Annotated in this window: 16 protein-coding genes; 13 read left to right on the top strand and 3 right to left on the bottom strand. The window is 39.4% G+C overall.

Going from position 1 to position 19,075, the window contains the following annotated elements; translation table 11 throughout:
- Positions 1-367: 367 nt before the first annotated feature.
- The 13 genes from thrA to J8L70_RS11770 all read left to right on the top strand — a co-directional run bounded on the left by thrA (position 368) and on the right by J8L70_RS11770 (position 15,660).
- Positions 368-2,785, top strand: coding sequence for a bifunctional aspartate kinase/homoserine dehydrogenase I (gene thrA, locus J8L70_RS11710; protein WP_211055771.1), 2,418 nt, complete (start codon positions 368-370; stop codon positions 2,783-2,785).
- A gap of 9 nt (positions 2,786-2,794) precedes the next feature.
- Positions 2,795-3,727 carry a homoserine kinase gene (gene thrB, locus J8L70_RS11715; protein WP_211055772.1) on the top strand — a complete coding sequence of 311 codons (933 nt, stop codon included), beginning with the start codon at positions 2,795-2,797 and terminating at the stop codon, positions 3,725-3,727.
- Positions 3,728-3,741: 14 nt separating this feature from the next.
- Positions 3,742-5,025, top strand: coding sequence for a threonine synthase (gene thrC / locus J8L70_RS11720; RefSeq protein ID WP_211055773.1), 1,284 nt, complete (start codon positions 3,742-3,744; stop codon positions 5,023-5,025).
- 281 nt (positions 5,026-5,306) lie between these two features.
- Entirely contained in the window at positions 5,307-6,563 is a 1,257-nt protein-coding gene (gene glyA / locus J8L70_RS11725) for a serine hydroxymethyltransferase (protein WP_211055774.1), read from the top strand.
- Between the two features lie 102 nt (positions 6,564-6,665).
- The gene (gene nrdR / locus J8L70_RS11730) at positions 6,666-7,115 is read left to right on the top strand and encodes a transcriptional regulator NrdR (RefSeq protein ID WP_211055775.1); all 450 of its coding nucleotides are present in this window, start codon (positions 6,666-6,668) and stop codon (positions 7,113-7,115) included.
- A gap of 7 nt (positions 7,116-7,122) precedes the next feature.
- Complete coding sequence (ribD, locus tag J8L70_RS11735; protein WP_211055776.1) at positions 7,123-8,241, top strand: bifunctional diaminohydroxyphosphoribosylaminopyrimidine deaminase/5-amino-6-(5-phosphoribosylamino)uracil reductase RibD; 1,119 nt, start codon at positions 7,123-7,125, stop codon at positions 8,239-8,241.
- 30 nt (positions 8,242-8,271) lie between these two features.
- Complete coding sequence (locus J8L70_RS11740; protein ID WP_211055777.1) at positions 8,272-8,928, top strand: riboflavin synthase; 657 nt, start codon at positions 8,272-8,274, stop codon at positions 8,926-8,928.
- Positions 8,929-8,956: 28 nt separating this feature from the next.
- The gene (gene ribBA / locus J8L70_RS11745) at positions 8,957-10,069 is read left to right on the top strand and encodes a bifunctional 3,4-dihydroxy-2-butanone-4-phosphate synthase/GTP cyclohydrolase II (RefSeq protein WP_211055778.1); all 1,113 of its coding nucleotides are present in this window, start codon (positions 8,957-8,959) and stop codon (positions 10,067-10,069) included.
- Between the two features lie 84 nt (positions 10,070-10,153).
- Entirely contained in the window at positions 10,154-10,618 is a 465-nt protein-coding gene (gene ribE, locus J8L70_RS11750) for a 6,7-dimethyl-8-ribityllumazine synthase (protein ID WP_058548010.1), read from the top strand.
- A 15-nt stretch (positions 10,619-10,633) separates the two neighbouring features.
- Entirely contained in the window at positions 10,634-11,044 is a 411-nt protein-coding gene (gene nusB, locus J8L70_RS11755) for a transcription antitermination factor NusB (protein WP_211055779.1), read from the top strand.
- Positions 11,045-11,089: 45 nt separating this feature from the next.
- Positions 11,090-12,064: a thiamine-phosphate kinase gene (thiL, locus tag J8L70_RS11760; RefSeq protein ID WP_211055780.1), complete on the top strand. Its 975-nt coding sequence runs from the start codon at positions 11,090-11,092 to the stop codon at positions 12,062-12,064.
- Positions 12,061-12,546, top strand: a complete 486-nt coding sequence (locus tag J8L70_RS11765; RefSeq protein WP_211055781.1) for a phosphatidylglycerophosphatase A — start codon at positions 12,061-12,063, stop codon at positions 12,544-12,546. The genes thiL and J8L70_RS11765 overlap by 4 nt, the downstream gene beginning before the upstream one ends.
- 27 nt (positions 12,547-12,573) lie before the next feature.
- Positions 12,574-15,660 (top strand): ligand-binding sensor domain-containing diguanylate cyclase, encoded by a 3,087-nt coding sequence (locus J8L70_RS11770; protein ID WP_211055782.1) that lies wholly within the window; start codon positions 12,574-12,576, stop codon positions 15,658-15,660.
- A 67-nt stretch (positions 15,661-15,727) separates the two neighbouring features.
- On the opposite strand, the gene dxs is transcribed toward J8L70_RS11770, so the two are convergent.
- From dxs to xseB, 3 genes are all read right to left on the bottom strand, one after another.
- Positions 15,728-17,593 (bottom strand): 1-deoxy-D-xylulose-5-phosphate synthase, encoded by a 1,866-nt coding sequence (dxs, locus tag J8L70_RS11775; protein WP_211055783.1) that lies wholly within the window; start codon positions 17,591-17,593, stop codon positions 15,728-15,730.
- 96 nt (positions 17,594-17,689) lie between these two features.
- Entirely contained in the window at positions 17,690-18,577 is an 888-nt protein-coding gene (ispA, locus tag J8L70_RS11780) for a (2E,6E)-farnesyl diphosphate synthase (protein ID WP_211055784.1), read from the bottom strand.
- 2 nt (positions 18,578-18,579) lie between these two features.
- A complete protein-coding gene (gene xseB / locus J8L70_RS11785) occupies positions 18,580-18,822 on the bottom strand; it encodes an exodeoxyribonuclease VII small subunit (protein ID WP_211055785.1) in 243 nt (80 codons plus the stop codon).
- Positions 18,823-19,075 lie beyond the last annotated feature (253 nt).

Genomic DNA, 19,075 nt, shown 5'->3' on the forward strand with positions numbered 1-19,075 from the left:
TCAATAAACACTTAAAAATAAATATTTTGATTAACTATTGAATACTATCTAAATCTAAAAAATATAAGAATAGCTAAATAGTATTATAATTATTTATGTATAAATTTAATGAAACTTGCATAATTTTATCAATCTGCTGTCTGTTTTTTATTTAAAAAGGATGTTTTATCTTTTCACATAGGGTTGACAGCATAGCTATTATTGAGGCAATCTTACGCCATGAAAATATTTAATCGTGTTCTGACCATTATTATTACAACCATCATTCTTTCTGGATAGTGGCATAGGTCGGTGCAACAAATTTAAAGGCCTGTGTTCATAAGAAGCACAGGCCTTTTTTCGTTTTATGGGATGAGGAAGCATAATAATGAGAGTATTAAAGTTTGGTGGGTCATCACTTGCTGATTTCACATGTTTACAGCAAGTAGCTCAATTAGCGAAAGCGCAGTTAAAAGATGAAATGCTATTAGTGCTTTCAGCTCCTGGCGGAATGACTGACTCTTTAGTTGCTTTAGCCAGTACAGCAGAGCAAGGGAAAGATATCAGCGATTTATGGCAGGCTTTAGTAACACGTTGTGATGCACTTAAAGCAAGCGTTGAAAAAGACCATCCAAGTGTAGAAAATTGGCCTAACTTTGCCGAATTAAAAAATAAATTAGACGGTGTATCGCTAATTCAATGTTGCCCTGATCAAGTGCGAGCTTTTGTTATTAGTTTTGGTGAGCGTGTTAGCGTGTCGCTAATGCAGTCGTTATTGAGCTCTCACGATGCTCGATATCTTGAAGCCACAGCTTGTATTGCTTCTACCGGTGGCTATATTGATGCTGAAGCTGATTTAGTGGCAAGTAAAGCGCGTTTTCAATCGGTATTAAAAGCACAGCCCGCTAAAATTTATATCATGCCTGGCTTTACTGCTAGTAATGAACAAGGTGAACTAACGACACTTGGGCGAAATGGTTCTGATTATTCTGCTGCCATTGCTGCAGGGTGTTTAGAGGCTGAGATTTGCCAAATTTGGACCGATGTAGATGGTGTTTACAGCGCTGACCCTCGTTACATTAAAAAAGCGACAAAGGTCGATTTTTTATCATATAAGGAAGCGATGGAACTTTCTTATTTTGGTGCTAAAGTTCTTCATCCAAAAACAATCTTGCCTTGTGCAAAGGCCTCTGTACCTTGCGAAATAAAAAATACGCATAATGCCGATGCTCAAGGAACATTAATCGGTAACGATTATCCATCGAATGAACCAGTAAAAGCGCTTTCAAGTTTACAAGATTTAGCAATGCTTACGGTTTCAGGCCCAGGTATGAAAGGCAAAGTTGGTATGGCGTCGAAGGTATTTAATGCGCTTGCACACGACAATGTATCAATTGTATTAATTACACAGTCTTCATGTGAATTTAGTATTAGCTTTTGTGTACACGAAAGTGATTTAGCTTTAGCACTTGATGCATTACAAAGCGCATTTGAATTGGAGTCAAAGGCCGGGCTTATTGAGCCTGTTCATGTACAGCGCAATTTAGCTATTGTGACTTTGGTGGGTGATAATATGCGTGCTCATAAAGGGTTAGCGGCTAAGTTTTTTGCATCATTATCGCAAGCGCAAGTCAATATTGTTGCAATAGCACAAGATTCTACTGAAAGTGCAATCTCAGCTGTTATTGATGGTGAGTTATGTAATGATGCAGTGAAAATTTGTCATGAAAACTTCTTTACCCATGTGCCGTCAATTGATGTGTTTTTACTTGGCTGTGGATTAGTAGGCCAAGAACTTATTTCTCAATTACAACGCCAACAAGCATGGTTAGAAAAGCGTAACATTAAGCTTAACCTTTACGGTGTTGCAAACTCACGTCAACTTCATTTAGATAGCGAAGGTATCAGCTTTGATGACTGGCAACAAAAGCTAACGGCATCTGAGCAAAAGTTTGATTTATCGTTAGTAGAGCAGTTTGTTAAACAAAACCACTTAGTTAATCCGGTATTAGTTGATTGTACTTCTTCTGATGCACTTGCTGCCCAATATTTAGATTTTTTAAATGCGGGTTTCCATGTTGTTGCCGCCAATAAAAAAGCAAATACCAGTTCATATGCTTATTACCGCGATTTAATTGCCGCGACACAAAAGAATAATCGTAAGTTTCTATACGAAACTAATGTAGGTGCAGGTTTACCTGTCATTGATAATTTACAGTCATTATTTGGCGCAGGTGATGAACTACTTGAATTTAGCGGTATTTTATCGGGTTCACTATCTTATATGTTTGGTGCCTTAGAAGATGGTTTATCATTATCTCAGGCTACGATAAAAGCAAAAGAAAGCGGCTTTACTGAACCTGATCCACGTGATGATTTATCGGGTACTGATGTAGCACGTAAGCTATTAATTATTGCGCGTGAAGCGGGTATGCAATTAGAACTCAGTGATATTGAAGTTGAGTCAGTGCTGCCAAAAGGGTTTGCCGAAGGTGATAGCATTGATGAATTTATGGCTAAATTACCAAGCCTTGATGCTGATTTCGAACAACGTATTAAAGCAGCTGCAGCCGAAAACAAAGTACTTCGTTATGTCGGGACTATTGTTAATGGACATTGTAAAGTCGGTATTGAGGCTGTAGATAGTAGCCACGCGTTAAATGTAATTCGTGATGGCGAAAACGCCTTAGCTATTTTAAGTCAATATTATCAACCTCGCCCGTTTGTTATCCGTGGTTATGGTGCCGGTTCTGCGGTTACCGCAGCAGGCGTGTTTGCAGATATTTTAAAAACCTTATCGCGTTAGGAGTGAGTAATGATTGAAGTCTATGCGCCGGCGTCTATAGGTAACTTTACAGTCGGTTTTGATGCCCTTGGCGCAGCGCTTGCGCCGATTGATGGCACGTTACTTGGCGATGTAGTGGTTGTTAGCGACGCTGAAAAAGATGAATTTATTTGTACGGGTGAATACGCACATAAGTTACCAAGTGATGCAAGCGAAAACCTAGCGTATCAATGCTTAATGCATTTTAAACAGCATGTAGCCCCTAATATGACACCTGTTAAGTTAGAGCTTAAAAAGAATCTTCCTGTCGGATCGGGGCTGGGTTCGAGTGCGTGCTCGGTCGTTGCTACGTTTGCAGCATTAGATAAGTTCGCTGACACACAATTAAGTCAAGTTGAGTTAATTGAACTGATGGCTGACTTTGAAGCGATTGTTAGCGGTGGTCGTCACTATGACAATATTACGCCCTGTTATTTAGGTGGATTGCAGCTAACAGGTGATTTAATTCCAAATAAATCATTAACGTTGCCTGTCGATGAAAATTGGTATTATGTTGCTGCTTTTCCTGGTTTTTCGCTTAATACCGCTAAAGCACGTTCGGTATTGCCAAAGCAACTGAGCATGCACGATAGTGTTGAGTTTGCACAGCGCTTATCTGCGTTTAGCAGTTTATTACTGACTCAGCGTTTTGATGATGCATTAAGCATTATGCAAGATGCTATTGCAGAGCCGTATCGTGCGCCGCTTATTAAAGGGTTTAGCGAGGCTAAAGCGAGTCTGCCGGAGTTAGGCGCTGAAATAGTGAGTATTTCTGGTGCTGGTCCCACATTATTTAGCCTGTGTAAAACATTAGAATCAGCACAAAAGTGTGCTGATTGGCTTAAAGAAAATTACATTAACGAGCAGGGCTTTTGCCATGTGTGTAAATTAGATAACGACGGCACACGTCAATTAACAGCATAAAGGAAAAGCTAATCATGCAATTACATAATTTAAAAGAGTATTCACAAAAAGTGTCGTTTGTTGAAGCGGTAAAAACAGGCTTAGGGCGTAATCAGGGTGTATTTTTCCCTGAGTCATTAGCGCCTATGAGCGATATTGATGCTTTACTAGATATGGATTTTGTTACGCGTAGTAGTAAAATATTATCGCACTTAATTGGCGATGAGCTACCTAGTGACACCGTCGCAGAGATGGTAAAAAATGCGTTTAACTTTCCTGTAAAGCTGGTGGAAGTTGAAGAAAATACGTATTGTTTAGAATTGTTTCATGGTCCTACACTTGCATTTAAAGACTTTGGTGGGCGTTTTATGGCTGAGTGCTTAGCACAATTTAGCCAAGGTGAAAAAACCACTATTTTAACAGCCACTTCAGGTGATACTGGTGCAGCTGTTGCGCATGCATTTTATAACAAGCCTAATATTGATGTAGTTATACTTTACCCTAAAGGCAAAATTTCATTAGCTCAGCAAAAGCTATTTACTACTTTAGGTAACAACATCCATTGTTACGCAGTAGAAGGCAGTTTTGATGATTGTCAGGCTATGGTTAAAAATGCATTTTTAGATGATGAAGTTAAATCAACGTTAGGACTTAATTCAGCTAATTCAATTAATATTAGCCGTCTAGTTGCTCAAGTATGTTATTACTTTGAAGCAATCGCACAATTACCCAAAGAAAAGCGTGCTACGGCTCATGTATCAGTACCAAGTGGTAATTTTGGTAATGTATGCGCTGCAATGATTGGTGCGGTAATTGGCTTACCGGTTGCGAAACTAAGTGCAACAACTAACCAAAATGATACAGTCCCTCGTTTTATTGCTGATAAAAATTGGGCACCCAATGAAACTCTTGAATCGCTATCAAATGCAATGGATGTGAGCAAGCCAAATAACTGGCCGCGTGTACAAACTATGCTTGATAACGATTGGTTTAGTTATGACAATTTCTTTTCGAGCAGTGTGAACGAGCAAGATACACAAACAGTGATGAAAAATATTCATCAAACAGGGTATGTTGCAGAGCCCCATACTGCTATTGCATATCAAGGTCTTGTGAAAAACCGTGCTCCTGGTGCAACGGGGATCTTCTTGGCAACCGCTCATCCAGCGAAATTTAAAGACAGTGTTGAAGAAATACTAGATATTGAATTAGCAATGCCAAAGCCACTGGCTGATGCATTAGCTAAGCCTTGTTTAGCTAGTGATATTAATGCTGACTATGATGCGTTACGTACTGAAATACTTGCAAAATTAGGTTAATTAACGACTTAGGTTATTAACTAAAAACAGCGGCTATGGCCGCTGTTTTTGCTTGTTAATAAAGGTAAAGTCGCGATATAAATATTATAATATTTAATGTAGGTAATTTAATGCATTTAAAATTTTAATGAATTTATAAAAAAATATCATCATTAAAATACTGTGAAATAAATTCATTCCCTGTTTAAATATCCTCAACTTTACCGTATAGGCAAAGCGCTGATTTACGAGTACAATAAAACCTCAAAACAATACCATACACGTTGCCCTAGGAGACCCCAATGTTAGAACGTAGCATGAATATTTCGGATTTCGATCCAGAGTTATTTGACGCAATTAATAAAGAGACTGCACGTCAAGAAGAACACATTGAGTTAATCGCATCTGAAAACTACTGTAGCCCTCGAGTACTAGAAGCTCAAGGCTCTCAGCTAACAAACAAATACGCAGAAGGTTACCCAGGCAAACGTTATTATGGCGGTTGTGAGCATGTTGATGTGGTTGAGCAATTAGCGATTGATCGTGCAAATGAGTTATTTGGTTCAGACTATGCAAACGTACAGCCACATGCAGGTTCGCAAGCTAATGCCGCTGTTTTCTTAGCGCTATTAGAAGCAGGCGACACTGTACTTGGTATGAGCTTAGCTCATGGTGGTCATTTAACTCATGGCTCGCATGTAAGCTTCTCTGGTAAGCTTTATAATGCCATTCAATATGGCTTAGATGAAGCAACTGGCGAAATAGATTACGCACAAGTTGAAGCGCTAGCACTTGAGCATAAACCAAAAATGATTATCGGCGGTTTCTCTGCCTATTCAGGTATTGTTGATTGGGCTAAATTTCGTGAAATTGCCGACAAAGTAGGTGCTTACTTATTTGTTGATATGGCACACGTTGCAGGCTTAATTGCTGCTGGTGTTTACCCAAGCCCAGTGCCTCATGCACATGTTGTTACAACGACGACGCATAAAACATTAGCAGGTCCACGTGGTGGCTTAATTATTTCTGCATGTGGCGATGAAGCTATTTATAAAAAGCTTAACAGTGCTGTTTTCCCTGGTGGTCAAGGCGGTCCTTTATGTCATATCATCGCAGCTAAAGCAGTAGCATTTAAAGAAGCACTACAACCTGAGTTTAAAACATACCAAGCACAAGTTGTAAAAAATGCACAAGCAATGGTTGAAGTTATGCAGCAACGTGGTTACAAAATCGTTTCTGATAAAACAGAAAATCACCTGTTTTTACTTGATTTAATCGATAAAGATATCACAGGTAAAGATGCTGATGCGGCATTAGGTAATGCAAATATTACGGTTAACAAAAACTCGGTTCCAAACGATCCTCGCTCTCCGTTTGTAACCTCTGGCTTACGTATCGGTTCTCCTGCTATCACTCGTCGTGGTTTTAAAGAAGCAGAATCTAAAGAGCTAGCTGGATGGATATGTGATGTATTAGATAATATTGAAGATGCATCGGTACAAGCGCAGGTTAAAGAGAAAGTAAAATCGATTTGTGCAAAATTACCGGTATACGCTTAATTATATATCTGGTGTAATTTAGATCACAATAGTGAACTATTTTGCTATCATAAAGGCCGCTTTAAGCGGCCTTTTTTGTTCTTAAAACGGAAATATCTAGTTATGCATTGCCCATTTTGTACAGCAAAAGATACGAAAGTGATTGATTCTCGCCTTGTTGGTGGTGGTCATCAAGTTCGTCGTCGTCGCGAATGTAATGATTGTCATGAACGCTTTACTACCTTTGAAGGCGCCGAGTTAGTGATGCCAAAAGTAATTAAACAAGATGGAAGCCGAGAGCCTTTCAACGAAGACAAGTTACTTAACGGTTTAAATCGGGCACTAGAAAAACGCCCAGTTAGCACTGAGCAAGTTGATGAAGTGGTAAATATTATTAAATCACAATTACGCGCAACGGGTGAGCGGGAAATATCAAGTCATTTAGTGGGGGAGTGTATTATGGAAGCGCTAAAAAAACTCGATAAAGTTGCTTATGTTCGCTTTGCATCGGTGTATCGCTCATTTGAAGATATTCGTGAGTTTGGCGAAGAAATAGCCCGTTTAGGGGAGTAGGATATCGATGGCAGGTCACTTTACCGAGCAAGATCATCAGTATATGGCCCGTGCCATAGAGCTTGCTAAAAAAGGGCGTTTTACTACAACCCCAAATCCTAATGTTGGGTGCGTTTTAGTTAAAAATGAAACAATTGTTGGCGAAGGGTTTCATCAATTAGCAGGACAAGGTCACGCTGAAGTAAATGCATTAGCTCAAGCTGGCTCAAAGGCACAAGGCGCAACCGCTTATGTCACCTTAGAACCATGTAGTCATTATGGCCGTACACCGCCCTGTGCTGAGGGGTTAAAAGCTGCGGGAGTTAGTAAGGTAATAGCTGCAATGGTTGACCCTAACCCACAAGTTGCAGGGAAAGGTTTAAAAATTTTAGCCGATGCTGGAATTGAAGTAGCTTATGGCTTAATGGAAGAAAAAGCCCGCGAACTTAACTTAGGCTTTTTTAAGCGTATGGAATATGGCTTACCGTATGTTATGTGTAAAATGGCGGCAAGCCTTGATGCTAAAACGGCGCTCAAAAATGGCCAAAGCAAATGGATCACCGGCTCAGCAGCGCGTCAAGATGTGCAATTATTTAGAGCTCAAAGTTGCGCTATTTTAACGGGGGCTGATACTGTATTAGTTGATAATGCTAAACTTAATGTACGAGCTGAAGAGTTACCATTACAACTGCCCACTGAGTTACCTTTACGCCAACCTGCGCGTGTTATTATTGACTCACAAAATAGACTGACCCCCGAGCTTGCTTTATTTAGCTGTGAATCGCAGGTAATAATTTTTACGACGCAACTTGATAAATCTTTAAACTGGCCTCATTTTGTAAAGCATATCGAAGTAAAGTCTGTTGATAGTAAAATTGATTTAACAGAAGTATTAAAAACATTAGCGCAATTACAATTTAATACGGTGTGGTTAGAAGCGGGTGCAACACTTGCCGGAAAGATGACCGAGTTAAATTTAGTCGATGAGTATATAATTTACTTAGCACCTAAATTAATGGGTTATGATGGTCGTAGTTTACTGAATTTTCCTGAGTTAACGAGTATGGATGACACTGTTAACTTAACATTTAATGAGTGTATACGTGTTGGTAGTGATTTACGTATTCGAGCAAGTAAAGCTCATTAATATTTTATTTATTTTATAAAGAGTAGCGCGATGTTTACTGGAATAATTGAAGCCACAGGCAAAATTGCTTTATTACAAAAAAAACAAGGCGACTTAACGATACGAATTCAAAGCGCCAATCTTAATATGCACGATGTAAAGTTAGGCGACAGTATAGCAACCAACGGAGTTTGTTTAACGGTTGTTACTAAACATGACGATGGCTTTAGTGCTGATTTATCTAATGAGACGATTAGCTTAACTGGTTTTGCTCATTATAGTGTGGGGCAAACCGTTAATCTTGAAAAAGCAATGCAACCAGTCTCTCGTTTGGGCGGTCATTTAGTATCGGGGCATGTCGATGGTATCGCAACAATTACAGCCATTGAAAATAATGCACGAGCCACTGAGTATTGGTTATCAACCGATAATAACTTAATGAAGTATATCCCTTATAAAGGGTCAGTTTGTATTGATGGTATTAGCCTAACCGTAAATGCCGTACAAGAGAATAAATTTAAATTAACAATTGTGCCGCACACCAGTGAGCAAACAACGATTGCCGATTTTAAAGTTGGGACTCAAGTTAACCTAGAGGTTGACCAAATTGCCCGTTACTTAGAGCGTTTAATTAAAGGCGCTGAACAACCAACTGGATCAGATATTTCGATGGACTTACTTGCTAAAGCAGGTTTTTTATCTAAATAACAACACTGCAAAATTACATGAGTAGAGTATGAATTTACACAGCGCACAAGAAATTATAGATGACATTAAAGCCGGTAAAATGGTTATTTTAATGGATGACGAAGACAGAGAAAATGAAGGCGATTTGATTATTGCAGCAGAGCACATTAGCGCTGATGCAATCAATTTTATGGCAACTCACGGTCGAGGGTTAATTTGTTTAACCATGACGCAAGCGCGTTGTGAGCAACTTGATTTACCTTTAATGGTAAAAAACAATGGTGCTGCTTTTTCAACTAATTTCACTATGTCGATTGAAGCGGCAAAAGGCGTAACAACCGGGATCTCTGCTGCCGATAGAGCACGTACAGTGCAAGCAGCCATAGCCAAAGGCGCGCAACCAGAAGATATTGTTCAACCAGGTCATATATTTCCAATCATGGCGCAACCAGGGGGAGTATTAACCCGTGCAGGACATACCGAAGCCGGTTGTGATTTGGCTCGTTTAGCTGGACTTGAAGCATCGTCGGTTATTGTTGAGATACTCAATGCAGATGGCACGATGGCGCGCCGACCTGATTTAGAGGTGTTTGCTAAAGAACACGACATTAAAATTGGCACTATTGCTGATTTAATCGAATATCGTAATCTTAACGAAACCACAATTGAGAAAGTAGCAAAGTGTAAACTACCTACAGAGCATGGCGAATTTGATTTAGTTACTTATAAAGATACCATTGATGGCCAACTTCATTACGTATTACTCAAAGGTGATATTAAAGCAGAGCAAGCGACGCTGGTAAGAGTACATTTACAAAGTACGTTTAATGATATTTTATTGTCGGATAGAAATGCCGATCGTAGTTGGGGCCTTTCTGAAGCTATGGCTTATATCGCCAAAAATGATGGTGTTTTAGTTATTTTAGGTAAACAAGAAAGCACAGAAGAATTAGAGGCAACAGTTAAAGCATTTGCCGCCGCTGATGCTGGTGAAAGTGTCACGCCACGTAAATTTAAGGGAACATCACGTACTGTTGGTGTTGGCTCACAAATTTTGGCTGATTTAGGGATTGAAAAAATGCGCTTAATGAGTCGCCCGATAAAATACCATGCTTTATCAGGTTTCCATTTAGAAGTTGTTGATTATGTTGAGCCAGAGTAAGCGCTAGGCTATTTTTTTATTTTTATGGTATACTGCGCAGCAATTTTTTGCGCAATCGCTTGAACATATTTTTAGGGTTAACGAATGAAAATTATTGAAGGTAATAAATACGCACCGGGTAAAAAGTTTGCCATTGTTATTTCTCGTTTTAATGACTTTATTGGTAGTAGCTTATTAGAAGGTGCTGTTGATGAGCTAAAACGTACTGGTGGTGTATCTGATGACGATATTACCGTTGTTTATGTACCTGGTGCTGTTGAGTTACCTTTAGCAGCTAAGCGTGTTGCAGCAAAAAAAGAGTATGATGCAATCATCGCATTAGGCGTTGTGATCAGAGGGGGTACTCCACACTTTGATCTTGTCGCTGGCGAATCTAACAAAGGCCTTGCCAATGTATCGCTAGAGTATGATATCCCGGTTGCATTTGGCGTATTAACTACCGAAAGCATAGAGCAAGCAATTGAGCGCGCAGGTACCAAAATGGGTAACAAAGGCGGCGAAGCTGCTTTAGGTGCGCTTGAAATGGTTAATGTGTTAGATAAAATTTAAGTTTAAGGAATTTTTGTGAAACCAGCAGCAAGACGTAAAGCACGTATCTTAGCACTTCAGGCCGTTTATTCTTGGCAATTAAGTGGCAATGCAATTGCCGATATCGAACAACAAATGTTGATCGAAAACGATGTGACTAAAATTGATGTGGAATACTTTAAAGATTTAGCACGAGGCGTTGCCGTAAATCACGCGCAATTAGACGAAGCTGTATCTCCACACTTAACACGTCCGTTTGACGACTTAGATATGGTTGAGCGTGCAATATTGCGTTTAAGCAGCTATGAGCTTAAATTTCGTGAAGATGTACCTTATAAAGTTGCTATTAACGAAGGGATTGAACTGGCCAAGATTTTTGGTGCAGAAGATAGCCATAAGTTCGTTAATGGTGTACTTGATAAAGCAGTTAAATTTTTACGTAAGTAAAACAACTGCAATAAGGAGAGCCGGCGTAGGCCGGCTTTTTTGTGTATGAAGGAATTTGAATTAATTAATCGATACTTTAAAGGTCGCGGCATTATTCGTCGTGATGTTAATTTAGGTATTGGTGATGATTGTGCTTTGGTGACGGTACCGGAACATTGTCAATTAGCGGTAACAACAGACACGTTAGTTGCCGGTGTACACTTTTTTGATGATATTGCTCCTAGAGCTTTGGGTCACAGAGTGGTTGCTGTAAATTTAAGTGATTTAGCGGCTATGGGCGCTGAACCAACCTGGATTTCTGTGGCGTTAACATTACCAAGTACAGACCCTTACTGGCTTGAAGAGTTTGCTGAGGGGATGCATGAAATTGCAGAGTACTTTAATGTTCAAATTATTGGTGGTGACACCACACAAGGTCCATTAACGATTACTATCTGTGCCAAAGGTATTGTGCCTAATAATATGGCGCTTCGTCGCGGTGGTGCAAAGGTTGGTGATTGGATATATGTTACGGGTCCATTGGGAGATGCCGGGCTTGCAATCGAATCTCGTAAACAAGGTATTGCGGTTGATCAAAAACATCAAAGCTATTTAAATCAACGATTTGATTTTCCTACTCCTCGGGTTGCTGCCGGACAGGTGCTCAGGGGAATTGCATCTTCTGCTATTGATGTGTCTGATGGGTTGCTTGCCGATTTATCGCATATTTTAGCACTATCGGGCGTATCGGCTGAGATTCATATAGATCAAATCCCAACCTCTGACGCAATACAAGATACATTGAACTTTGAACAGCAATTACCTTTCATATTAAATTATGGCGATGATTATGAGTTAATTTTTACCGTACCTGATAGTAAAAAAGGTATGGTTGATATTAAATTGAGTCAATACGGTGTGACTGCTACATGTATCGGTCAAATAAAAAGTGGAAATGGTGATATTGAGTTGTTTAATCAAGGTGAAAAATTTGATTTCCAGCCACAAGGTTTTGAGCATTTTACCAAGGAGCCAGTTTGAGCCAGGCGAAGAAGTTTAACTTAAAAAAACCTCACCAATTTTTTGGTTTAGGTTTTGGTACGGGCCTTGCCCCATTTGCTCCAGGTACCTTTGGTACTTTTGCTGCATTGCCTTTTATTTTTATTACCCAACATTATCCTTTATGGTTACAACTTGTGTTTGCCGTTGTGATTAGTGTGTTTGGTATTTGGGCATGTGGAAAAACGGCTGATGATTTAGGCGTTCACGATCATCCTGCTATTGTATGGGATGAAGTGGCTGGTTATTACATCACAATGATTGGTGCAGCACTGAGTTGGCAGGCATTAGTTGTTGGTTTTATATTATTTCGCTTTTTTGATATTGCTAAACCGGGACCAATCCGTATGCTTGATAAGCGGGTGCATGGTGGTTTAGGCATTATGGCTGATGATATTTTAGCGGGCTTTTTTTCATTGATTTGTTTGCAAGCATTAATCAAAGCAGGTTATATACCTGTTTAAATTTTTTAATTACTAGGTGGCGATAATATGATGCGATTTATTTTGGTTTGTATACTGTTAATGTGCAGTACACCAAGTAGTGCGTCGATTACCGATTATGTAGTTAAGCAATGGAATATTCAAAACGGCTTACCTTCTCAATCACTTAAAAGTGTAGTGCAAGATAAACAAGGCTATATGTGGCTCGCAACCCAATTTGGGTTAAGTCGTTTTGATGGTACAACCTTTACTAATTTTAATACCCAAAATAGCCATTTCATTCCCAGTAACGGCATAAACAAGCTACTTATTTCAGATAATGGCTTGTTATGGATTGGTACTAAAAATGGAATTTCGGTTATTAACCCTGCCACCTTCAGCGCTCAAAAATTTAATATAAAAGGCCCTATTCGAGATATTTTAGAAGATGCTAAAGGAGGGATTTGGATAGCGGCAAACGGTCTGTATTATGTTGATTCTGGGCAAATAAATTTAAAACAATACAATGACCAGCCCATAGGTATTACTAATGCAACAGTGATCACACAAATTGTAGGGTCGGTCAGTCAGGTTGCATTATCACCCGAAGGAATTTGGCTTGTTAACGACCGCCATTTACTTCGCTTAACGCAAAGCTCTTCAGACTTTTCTAAATTACGTTTAGAACTAACTGCTAAAGTAACGTTACCAGAACGTTTGGCGCAGACTATTGTGCATGACTTATCATTTCTAAACGGAAAATTATATATCGCGTCTGAGTTAGGTGCATACTTTTTAGATCTAGATGATGAGCTACGCCCATTCCCTTTGCCTAATACCAATAATTCAGCTGTTTATAAGTTTATGAGTGATACCGATGGGGGGTTGTGGGTATCGACGTATGGGCGTTTATTATTTCGCGATAAAACAGGACAGTGGCAGTGGGTTGAACCAAGCCAATTAGATCAAAGTATTTGGTTTGCCGATATATATAGAGATAATCAAGAGAATGTGTGGCTTGCCAGCTTTAGTGAAGGGTTATGGCTTGCACATGAAGGCCACATTAAACGCCATACTGATGAATCTCAAAAGCGTGAAGTCGTGATGGTAATTAATCAAGCTCCAGATAAAAAACTGTGGGTTGCTAATACCAGTGGTATTGGTTATTTCGATGAAAACGAAAAGTTTATTAATAAAATACCGAGCCAGCAATATAATCGAGCTTCGGTGCATGACTTACAATGGGATGGAACACGGTTATATATTGCAACCGGACGAGGGCTGTTTTTTTATGAAAATGAAACTTTGTATACAGTCCCAGGTAGAGCACTTCGAGACAATCCTGTTTTTGCGATCAGTCGCTCAAGTAAAGGCGGGTTTTGGATTGGAACCGGGCGTGGTTTATATCGTTTGAGTTATGCTGGGTTAACGCCTTTTGCTTACAATGCTTTTTTGGGTAGTAAGTTTATTACCTATGTTTTAGATGAAATAAATTTCGGCGTAATAGGTACCAGTAAAGGGGCATATTATTTTACCGATAGAGGTATTGAGAAGGTCGGTGATCAAACCTCGTTAGATACAGCCTATGTCACCAGCGTATTACATATTGATGGCGTAGGAATTTTAATTGGTTCATTAAACGATGGTTTATTCTATCGAAGTAACGAGGGGCAGTGGCGTCAACTCGATGCAGCAAATGGCTTACCTTATGGTTCGATATTTAGTTTAGAGTACGATAAAAAGCAAAAGCAGGTATGGGTAAGCACCATGAAAGGCGTTTATCGGATGCCTGTGGAGCAATTTAACACTGAGATTGAAAGTTTACGTGTAGAAGAAGTTATTTCATCGTTCGATCGTCAATTAGATGGTAAAGCTAGCCAGTGTTGTAGTGGCTTAGGCCATGATTCAGTTGTAAATATAGAGGGATCAATGTGGTATCCCAGTTTACAAGGCTTAGTTGAAATACCAACGGATATCGCATTATTTGGATCGACGGCCTTAAAACCTCAAGTCGAAATGATCACCACGCCTACACGTAACTTACCTATTGTTGGCTATGACTCTGACCCTCAGTTACAAACTAATGAGCGAGATATTACTTTAAAATATACGGCTATTGATTATTACGCTCCTTCGAGTATTGAGTTTCGTTATAAATTAAGTGGCTTGGATAGCGAGTGGCGTTATGCAAATACGCGACGAGAAGCTATTTATACTAATTTGCCACCGGGTGCATTCTTGTTTCAATTAGAGGCAAAGCGTCAAGGTGAAGATTGGGATAGTGCGCAACAAGAAGAATTCGCTTTTGAGCTTCCAGAGCGCTTTGATGAAACGATTTATTTTAGGTTGCTCATTACTAGCAGTATTATTGTACTAATTTATTTGATTTTTTGGGTGTTTAGAGCACAAGAGCGTCGTAAACAAGAGGCTTTAGAGGGGCTTATTACAGAGCGTACCTTAGAGCTAAGACAAGCTAACGATAAGCTTAATCAGGTTAACTCTCAGCTTAAATTAGTGAGTCACTCAGATGAGCTAACAGGGCTTCGTAGCCGACGCTTTTTGTTTGATCAATTACCTAAAGATATTGAGCACTTTCAACGTAATTCGCAATCGTTGCAAGCGCAGGGTAAATCGTTAGTGCTTATGATAATTAATTTAGATAACTTTAGTCGCATTAATGATGCATATGGCCCCATTGCGGGTGATAGTTGTTTGCAACAAATGGCTGCGTTATTGAACTCTCGTACGCAAGGCTCTGATTATGTTGCGCGTTGGAGTGGCGATGAGTTTTTATTATTGCTACGCGATTTTAAATGTAATCTTATTAACGATTATGCAGCTGAACTTTGTCAGGCAATCGGGCTTCATTCATTTCAGCTTCCAAATGGAAAAAGTACAAATATTACGGCTTCATTAGGCTGGTCTTTTTATCCGCTTCCTTTATTAGGAGGACAAGTTATTGGCTGGGAAACATCGATTAACTTAGCCGATATCTCGTTACATCAAGTTAAAAAACGTGGGGGGGATGGCGTAGCTACAATTACCTTTGATGATAAACTTGATGCATTTGAGTTTGAACAAAACTCTAACGTTGACCAACAGTTAGGTATTTTACAAAGTAATGGTTTAGCCAAATTTAAAGTATCAATGCGTTAACGCTGTAGGTATTAATCGAAGGACCTTAAAAAAGGAGCAATATGCTCCTTTTTTAATAAATAAACTTTTAATCGTTAATAAATGACTTAATAGCGGCTAAAATTCCTTGTTCACTTAACCCCATTTCATCGTGCATTTGATCTTGGGTACCGTGTTTGATGAACTCATCTGGTATCCCTAAGTTTAAAATAGATAGTTGGGCTTTTTTAGTCGCTAAGTATTCGTTTACAGCAGAGCCTGCACCACCGGCAATGGCATTATCTTCTAATGTGATAATAGCATCATGGCTTTGTATTAATTCATCGAGCAAGCTCAAATCAAGTGGTTTAATAAAGCGCATATTGACTAAAGTCGCATTAAGCTCGTTAGCAGCCAGTTGGGCATTTTCAAGTAATGTACCAAATGAAAGGATTGCAACGTGATTACCTGTTTTTACTACTTGTGCTTTACCTATTTCAAGGTTTTTCATTTCACTTTGAATTTCATCATTGCCTGCACTTCCTCTTGGGTAGCGTACGGCAACAGGGCAATTTGCGTTGTAACCTGTATGAAGCATATGACGGCATTCGTTGGTACTGCTAGGTGCCATAATGACCATATTAGGGATACAGCGCATAAAGCTTAAATCATAAGCTCCTTGATGAGTTTCACCATCGGCACCAACAATGCCTGCGCGGTCAATAGCAAATAATACCGGCAGATTTTGTAATGCGACATCGTGGATAAGTTGATCGTAAGCGCGTTGTAAAAAGCTAGAGTATATGGCTACAACAGGCTTTAGTCCTTCACAAGCAAAACCCGCAGCAAGTGTAACGGCATGTTGCTCTGCAATTGCAACGTCAAAGTATTGTTCGGGGTAGTGTTTTGAAAACTCAACCATGCCAGAGCCTTCTCGCATCGCTGGGGTAATGGCCATTAGTTTACTATCTTGCTTGGCGGTATCGCATAGCCACTGACCAAATACTTTTGAAAATGTAGCAGCGCCGGGTTTTGATTTAGGTAAACTTGCTATACTAGGGTCAAACTTCGGTACCCCATGATAACCAATAGGATCCGCTTCAGCTGGTTTATAGCCTTTTCCTTTTTGCGTTTTTATATGCAATAGTTGCGGCCCTTTTAGGTTTCGCATATTACGCAATGTATCAACTAACATGTTAACGTCATGGCCATCGATGGGGCCAATATAATTAAGGCCAAGCTCTTCGAAAAATGTGCCAGGTATGACCATACCTTTAAGGTGCTCTTCGACTTTACTTGCGAGTTCTTTGACTGGGGGGACACCTGAAAGTAACTTTTTGCTACCTTCACGAATGTTTGTATAGAAGCTACCAGATAATATACGCGCAAAATGATTGGTTAATGCACCAACATTTTCCGAAATTGACATTTCGTTGTCGTTCAGAATAATCAACATATCTGATTTTACATCACCGAGGTGGTTCATTGCTTCAAAGGCCATACCTGCGGTAATCGCACCATCACCAATAACAGCGACCGCTTTACGGTTTTTACCTTCTTTTTGAGCCGCAATAGACATACCTAAAGCAGCTGATATAGAGGTACTTGAATGACCAACACTAAATGTATCGTATTCACTTTCTTCACGAAATGGGAAAGGGTGCAATCCATCTTTTTGACGAATTGAGTGCATTAAATCACGACGTCCAGTGAGTATCTTATGTGGATAAGCTTGGTGGCCTACATCCCATACGATGCGATCTTCTGGGGTATTATAAACATAATGCAAAGCTACTGTGAGCTCAACTGTTCCTAAACCAGACGCTAAATGACCACTACTTTGAGAGACAGAGTTTAGTAAGTAATCGCGTAACTCATTGCTAAATGCAGGGAGTTTATTTTGCGCTAATTCACGCAATTGTTTTGGTTCGTCAACCAAAGTAAGTAATGGATACTTGCTACTATCAAGTGTCATGGCTTTGTATATATCCTTCGCTAGCATTACCTTAAAGTTTAAATAAAGTGATAATGCTCAGTCATGTTGTCGGTACTAATTATGTGTGTGCCGCGATTAATGATCGCGTTCAATTAAGTAATCTGCTAATGCTGCCAGTGTACTGGTATCGGCATTAATATTATTAAGTGCAGTATGAGCTTGTTCTATTAAGCTCTGCGCTTTTTCTTTAGCGCCTAGCATACCTAATAATGCGGGGTATGTCGCTTTATTCGCAGCTAAATCTGAGCCTTGTGGTTTACCAAGTATGCTCGTATCACCCTCAACATCTAATATGTCATCTTGGACTTGAAACGCTAAACCAATAGCATAGCCAAATACAGCTAAATTATCTAAGGTGTGCTGATCGACATTCTCACTACATAAGGCACCTAAGGTGATCGCACTATTAATTAATGCCCCTGTTTTTAGCTTATGAATTCGCTCAAGCTCTTCAAGACAAATCGTTTTATCAGTCGCTGCAATATCGAGCCCTTGTCCGCCAACCATGCCTTCAAGTCCTGCAGCGTGAGCTAAATGTGCAATCATTTTTAACTGGGTTGCTGCACTACACGAAAATGAATGCGTTGCAATGAGCTCAAACGCTAATGTTTGCAAAGCATCGCCTGCTAAAATAGCTTGTGCTTCGCCATACACGATGTGACAAGTAGGGCGACCTCTGCGTAAATCATCATCATCCATTGCCGGGAGATCATCATGCACCAATGAGTAGCTATGAATGCATTCAATAGCAGCGGCTAGTACATGGAGATCGTGTCGATTTGCGCCAAGCATTTCACCTGTAGCATAAACTAAAAAAGGCCGAAGTCTTTTTCCACCATTTAACAAACTATAATGCGTTGCTTCTTTGATTTTTTTATCAGTATTATGCTGCTGTTCAAAATAGTGATTTAAGGTGTGTTCAACCGCCTGTTGAGCGTCTTTTATTTTTACTTTAATGCTCACAATTATTCCATGTCATTATCAAAATCAGTGAGCGCCGACTTTTCGTTATTGCCCATTAATATTGATACTTTTTGTTCTGCTTGCTGTAATTTATTTGATGAAGCATTCGCTAATGCGATACCTCGTTCAAATTGTTTTAACGACTGCTCTAGCGATAAATCACCTTGCTCCATTTGGGCAACAATTGTAGATAGTTCTGATAATGCTTGTTCGAAACTTAAGTTTTCAGGTTTTTTAGTTGCCATACATATTTCAGCTTTCGTTTTAAATTAAGAGGCAATTTTAGGGGGAATGCTAAACTAGGTCAAAGGGAGATGCATGTTTTTAGCTATAATCATGCTTAAACAGGCCAGATTGTACTGAGAAAGTGATTTTTTTAAGCTGTTTTCATTAAAAATAAAGTTTACATCAGTCACTGCTAGGTTATAAATCCAACTTGGTCTAATATATTAACAGTGCATGAATTATCTTTTTTATTTATAAATGGCTTAAGTATTT

The organism is Pseudoalteromonas sp. MMG010 (genome assembly GCF_018100905.1).
In the GTDB taxonomy this organism is placed as follows: Bacteria; Pseudomonadota; Gammaproteobacteria; order Enterobacterales; family Alteromonadaceae; genus Pseudoalteromonas.

Bases quoted from the DNA above. Each gene is read 5' to 3' on its own strand.
- thrA (WP_211055771.1), top strand. From the start codon at position 368: ATGAGAGTATTAAAGTTTGGTGGGTCATCACTTGCTGATTTCACATGT.
- thrB (WP_211055772.1), top strand. From the start codon at position 2,795: ATGATTGAAGTCTATGCGCCGGCGTCTATAGGTAACTTTACAGTCGGT.
- thrC (WP_211055773.1), top strand. From the start codon at position 3,742: ATGCAATTACATAATTTAAAAGAGTATTCACAAAAAGTGTCGTTTGTT.
- glyA (WP_211055774.1), top strand. From the start codon at position 5,307: ATGTTAGAACGTAGCATGAATATTTCGGATTTCGATCCAGAGTTATTT.
- nrdR (WP_211055775.1), top strand. From the start codon at position 6,666: ATGCATTGCCCATTTTGTACAGCAAAAGATACGAAAGTGATTGATTCT.
- ribD (WP_211055776.1), top strand. From the start codon at position 7,123: ATGGCAGGTCACTTTACCGAGCAAGATCATCAGTATATGGCCCGTGCC.
- J8L70_RS11740 (WP_211055777.1), top strand. From the start codon at position 8,272: ATGTTTACTGGAATAATTGAAGCCACAGGCAAAATTGCTTTATTACAA.
- ribBA (WP_211055778.1), top strand. From the start codon at position 8,957: ATGAATTTACACAGCGCACAAGAAATTATAGATGACATTAAAGCCGGT.
- ribE (WP_058548010.1), top strand. From the start codon at position 10,154: ATGAAAATTATTGAAGGTAATAAATACGCACCGGGTAAAAAGTTTGCC.
- thiL (WP_211055780.1), top strand. From the start codon at position 11,090: ATGAAGGAATTTGAATTAATTAATCGATACTTTAAAGGTCGCGGCATT.
- J8L70_RS11770 (WP_211055782.1), top strand. From the start codon at position 12,574: ATGATGCGATTTATTTTGGTTTGTATACTGTTAATGTGCAGTACACCA.
- dxs (WP_211055783.1), bottom strand. From the start codon at position 17,593: ATGACACTTGATAGTAGCAAGTATCCATTACTTACTTTGGTTGACGAA.
- xseB (WP_211055785.1), bottom strand. From the start codon at position 18,822: ATGGCAACTAAAAAACCTGAAAACTTAAGTTTCGAACAAGCATTATCA.